At 71.8% G+C, this 4,588-nt stretch carries 4 protein-coding genes; 3 read left to right on the top strand and 1 reads right to left on the bottom strand.

Annotation, left to right across the window (positions count from 1 at the left end; genetic code table 11):
* The 3 genes from ABZ281_RS38995 to nirD form a co-directional block, all read left to right on the top strand.
* A partial coding sequence (locus ABZ281_RS38995; RefSeq protein WP_356662739.1) for an FAD-dependent oxidoreductase occupies window positions 1-601 on the top strand: 601 nt, incomplete at its 5' end.
* Window positions 601-3,219, top strand: coding sequence for a nitrite reductase large subunit NirB (gene nirB, locus ABZ281_RS38990; RefSeq protein ID WP_356662738.1), 2,619 nt, complete (start codon window positions 601-603; stop codon window positions 3,217-3,219). The genes ABZ281_RS38995 and nirB, both read left to right, overlap by 1 nt.
* Entirely contained in the window at window positions 3,216-3,566 is a 351-nt protein-coding gene (gene nirD / locus ABZ281_RS38985; RefSeq protein WP_097216490.1) for a nitrite reductase small subunit NirD, read from the top strand. Before nirB ends, nirD begins: the two co-directional genes overlap by 4 nt.
* A 67-nt stretch (window positions 3,567-3,633) precedes the next feature.
* Here nirD and ABZ281_RS38980 read toward each other — a convergent pair whose 3' ends face one another.
* On the bottom strand, window positions 3,634-4,434 hold the full coding sequence (locus tag ABZ281_RS38980) for a peptidoglycan-binding protein (protein ID WP_356662737.1): 801 nt from the start codon (window positions 4,432-4,434) through the stop codon (window positions 3,634-3,636).
* Window positions 4,435-4,588: the final 154 nt, after the last annotated feature.

The raw sequence follows: 4,588 nt of genomic DNA, 5'->3' as shown, positions 1-4,588 counted from the left end.
GCGCGACGTGCGCTGCGTCGGCGGTGCGGTCCGCTCGGTGGAGATGGCCGACGGATACGCCCTCGACGCCGACCTCGTGGTCCTGGCCTGCGGGGTCCACCCGCGTGTGGGTCTGGCGCAGGCGGCCGGCCTGGAGGTGCGCAAGGGCATCGTCGTCGACGACGAGCTGCGCACCTCCGACCCGCACATCCACGCCCTCGGGGACTGTGTCCAGCACCACGGCACGGTGTACGGCCTCGCCACTCCGGCGCTCGAACAGGCCGACGCGCTGGCCGAGTTGCTGGCCGGTGACCCCACGGCCCGGTACACCGGCACGCGTTCCCTGACGCGCCTCACACTCAACGGGCACGACAGCCCCTTCGACCTCGCCGCGTTCGGCGAGACCGAGGCCCTCCCGGGCGACGACGTCGTCCAGCTCGCCGACGCCACCCGCGGCACCTACCGCAAGGTCGTCGTCCGCGACGACCGCCTGGTCGGCGGGGTCCTCGTCGGCGAACTCGGCACCGTCGGCGCGCTCGCCCGCGCTTGGGAGGGAGCAGAGCCGCTCCCGTCCGACGGCGGCCCGCTGCTCCACCTGCTCACCAACGACGGAGGCTCCTGATGACCGCCACCCCGGAGGCCACGGAGGCCACCGCCACGATCGTGCTCGTCGGCCACGGCATGGTCGGCCAGCGCTTCCTGGAAGCGCTCGCCGAGCGCGGCCTGACCGCTACGCACCGCGTGGTCGTGCTCTGCGAGGAGCCGCGCCCGGCCTACGACCGCGTGGCGCTCACTTCGTACTTCTCCGGCAAGACGCCCGAGGATCTCTCCATGACGGACATGGAGTTCATCGCCACGCACGGCATCGAGCTGTACGTCGGCGACCCGGCGATCTCCGTCGACCGCGAGGCCCGCGAGGTCACCGCCCGGTCCGGTGAGGTCTTCGCGTACGACGTCCTCGTGCTCGCCACCGGCTCCTACCCGTTCGTCCCGCCGGTCCCGGGCAAGGACGCCGAGGGCTGTTTCGTCTACCGCACGATCGAGGACCTCCTCGCGATCGAGGAGTACGCGAAGTCCAAGGCCGAGGTGGGTGCCGTGGTCGGCGGCGGTCTGCTCGGACTGGAGGCCGCCGGGGCGCTGAAGGGTCTCGGACTCACCTCGCACATCGTGGAGTTCGCGCCCCGGCTGATGCCCGTCCAGGTGGACGACGGCGGCGGTGCCGCGCTGCTGCGCACGATCGAGGAGATGGGCCTGAGCGTCCACACGGGCGTGGGCACGCAGGAGATCCTGATCGACTCCGAGGGTGCCGTCACCGGCATGAAGCTCTCCGACGGTTCCGAACTCGCCGCCGACATGGTGGTGTTCTCCGCCGGTGTGCGCCCCCGCGACCAGCTGGCCCGCGACTGCGGTCTGACAGTCGGGGAGCGCGGCGGCATCACCGTGGACGAGCAGTGCCGTACGGTCGCCGACCCGCACGTCTTCGCCATCGGCGAGTGCGCACTGGCCTCCGACGGCCGGGTGTACGGCCTGGTGGCGCCGGGCTACGAGCAGGCCGAGACGGCCGCGGCGACGATCGCCTCGGACGAGGCGTCCTTCACCGGTGCCGACCTGTCGACCAAGCTGAAGCTGCTCGGGGTGGACGTGGCGTCCTTCGGTGACGCGCACGGCACCGCCGAGGACTGCCTGGACGTCGTCTACTCCGACTCCCGCGCGGGCCTGTACAAGAAGCTGGTCATCGGCCGGGACGGCACGCTGCTCGGCGGCATCCTGGTCGGTGACGCGGAGGCGTACGGCACGCTGAAGGCCTTCACCGGCTCGGTCCCGCCGGTCTCGCCCGAGTCGCTGGTGCTGCCCGCCGGGGCCGGGGAGTCCGTCCAGCTCGGCCCGTCCGCGCTGCCGGACGAGGCGATCGTCTGCTCCTGCCACAACGTCTCCAAGGGCACGATCCGCGGCGCGGTCACCGACCACCAGTGCACGACGGTGCCCGAGGTGAAGAAGTGCACCAAGGCCGGCACCGGCTGCGGCTCCTGCGTCAAGGTCCTCGGGCAGCTCGTCAACGCCGAGCTGGAGGCGAGCGGCGTCGAGGTCGACAAGGGCCTGTGCGGCTGCTTCGGACAGACCCGCGAGGAGCTCTACGAGATCGTCCACGCCCTGCGCATCACCACCTACCAGGACCTGCTCGACCGGCACGGCCGCGAGGAGGCCCGGGGCGGTGACGGCTGCGAGGTCTGCAAGCCGGCCGTCGGCTCGATCATCGCCTCCCTCGCCCCGACGATCGGCGCGAGCGGCTATGTCCTGGACGGCGAGCAGGCAGCCCTTCAGGACACCAACGACCACTTCCTGGCCAACCTGCAGAAGAACGGCTCGTACTCGGTCGTGCCGCGGATCCCCGGCGGCGAGATCGCCCCGGAGAAGCTGATCGTGATCGGCGAGATCGCCCGCGACTTCGGCCTCTACACAAAGATCACCGGCGGTCAGCGGATCGACATGTTCGGTGCCCGCGTCGAGCAACTGCCGCTGATCTGGGCCCGGCTGGTGGACGCCGGCTTCGAGTCCGGCCACGCCTACGGCAAGTCGCTGCGCACGGTGAAGTCCTGCGTCGGCCAGACCTGGTGCCGCTACGGCGTCCAGGACTCCGTCCGCATGGCGATCGACCTGGAGCTGCGCTACCGGGGGCTGCGCTCCCCGCACAAGCTGAAGTCGGCCGTCTCCGGCTGCCAGCGCGAGTGCGCCGAGGCCCAGTCGAAGGACTTCGGCGTGATCGCCACGGCCAACGGCTGGAACCTCTACGTCGGCGGTAACGGGGGCGCGACCCCGCGTCACGCGGACCTGCTCGCGCAGGACCTGTCGGACGCCGAACTGATCCGCCTGATCGACCGGTTCCTGATGTTCTACATCCGTACGGCCGACCGCCTGGAGCGCACGTCGACGTGGCTGGAGCGGATCCCCGGCGGCCTCGACCACGTGCGGGACGTCGTCGTCCACGACTCGCTCGGCATCTGCGACGAGCTGGAGCAGCTGATGCGGGCGCACGTCGCGCACTACCGCGACGAGTGGTCCGAGACCATCAACGACCCCGAGAAGCTTGCCCGGTTCGTGTCCTTCGTGAACGCCCCGGACACCCCGGACCCCGTCGTCGCCTTCGTGCCCGAGCGCGACCAGATGAAGCCCGACCTGCCGCTGCTGTCCATCGGCATGCGACCCGCCGCTGACGTACTGGAAGGAAGCGCCCAGCGATGACCCTGGCACTCGAGACCACCGACCTCAAGATCGAACTCGCCCTGGACGACGACTGGTTCACGGTCTGCGACCTGACCGCGCTGCTTCCGGGCCGCGGGGTGGCCGCGCTGCTGCCGGACGGCAGGCAGGCCGCGATCTTCCGCGACCGCTCCGGCGACCTGTTCGCCATCGACAACCGCGACCCCTTCACCGGCGCCGCGGTCCTCTCCCGAGGCCTCACGGGCACCCACCAGGGCCGCCCCTTCGTCGCCTCGCCCCTGCTGAAGCAGCGCTTCGACCTGACGTCGGGCGAGTGCCTGGACGACGAGACGGTACGGGTGACCGCTTACAAGGTGCGCACGGCGTAGCCGGTCGGCCGGAGCGGTCCCGGGACAGGAGCACCCCTTCTCCACGGAGGGGTGCTCTCCGCACTGATCACGTCCCGGAGTGCGCTGTCGCTGTGGGCGAGTGACGGGGCACCGGGGAGCGGGGAGCGTCGGCGGCGCGTTCGCAGTGGGGCCAGTCGCCGAAGTCGCGGTCCCGGCTCCACAGTTTGCGGGCCGCCCGGATGTTCCACTCCGGGTCCAGGGCCTCGCGCGGGGTGCCGCCCAGCTCGCGCAGCCGGGCGTCGGAGATCTGGAACAGGCCCCAGTTCCTGGTGCCGTTGGTGTTGGGGAGGATGTGCAGCGGGTCGAGGAAGGACTGGCAGTCGGCGATGGCCACCGCCTTGTCCGGCACCTCGGGGAAGACGTCCCGGACCCGCTGACGCACCTTCTGCGGCGACCACACGGCCATCCGGACCCGCGAGGTGTACAGCGCCTTTTTCGTGGGCTCCCCGACGACTCCGTTGGGCTGGAGTCCGGCGAGCACCTGGAAGGCCGTGACGCGGCGCAGGGTCTGCGGCCCGAAGTCCCCGTCCACGCCGATGTCCGCGCCCTTGGCGTGCAGCAGGCGCTGTACCTCCCGCACGCACTCGTCGTGCTGGCCCATCGCGATCACGGGCGAGCAGTTGGCCGAGAACAACGGCCGGTCCTCGCCCGTGCCGCGTCCGCCGCCGCCGGACGGTGACCGGCCGTTCGTCAGGGCCCAGGCGGAGACGGTGACGGCGGCGAGGACCGCGGCGGTGACGAACCAGGTGCGCAGCCGGCGCCGTCGTGGCCACCCGGTGGGGCGTGGGCTCGGCTCGGTGACTGGGCGGCCTGCGTCCCGGCCGGGAGCGATGTCCGTGGTGGGCACGGTGTCCCGGCCCGGGGCCGAATCCGTAGCGGACTCGGCGTCCCGGCCACGGGATGCGTCCCCGGCAGGCCCGGCGGCCCGACCCAAGGCCAAATCCGTAGCGGACTCGGCGTCCCGGCCACGGGATGCGACCCCGGCAGGCCCGGCGGCCCGA

This window comes from Streptomyces sp. NPDC006265, from assembly GCF_040613555.1.
In the GTDB taxonomy this organism is placed as follows: domain Bacteria; phylum Actinomycetota; class Actinomycetes; order Streptomycetales; family Streptomycetaceae; genus Streptomyces.
Note: the sequence above shows the minus strand (reverse complement) of the source record. Positions and strands in the feature narration are given on the sequence as shown.

Bases quoted from the DNA above. Each gene is read 5' to 3' on its own strand.
- nirB (WP_356662738.1), top strand. From the start codon at position 601: ATGACCGCCACCCCGGAGGCCACGGAGGCCACCGCCACGATCGTGCTC.
- nirD (WP_097216490.1), top strand. From the start codon at position 3,216: ATGACCCTGGCACTCGAGACCACCGACCTCAAGATCGAACTCGCCCTG.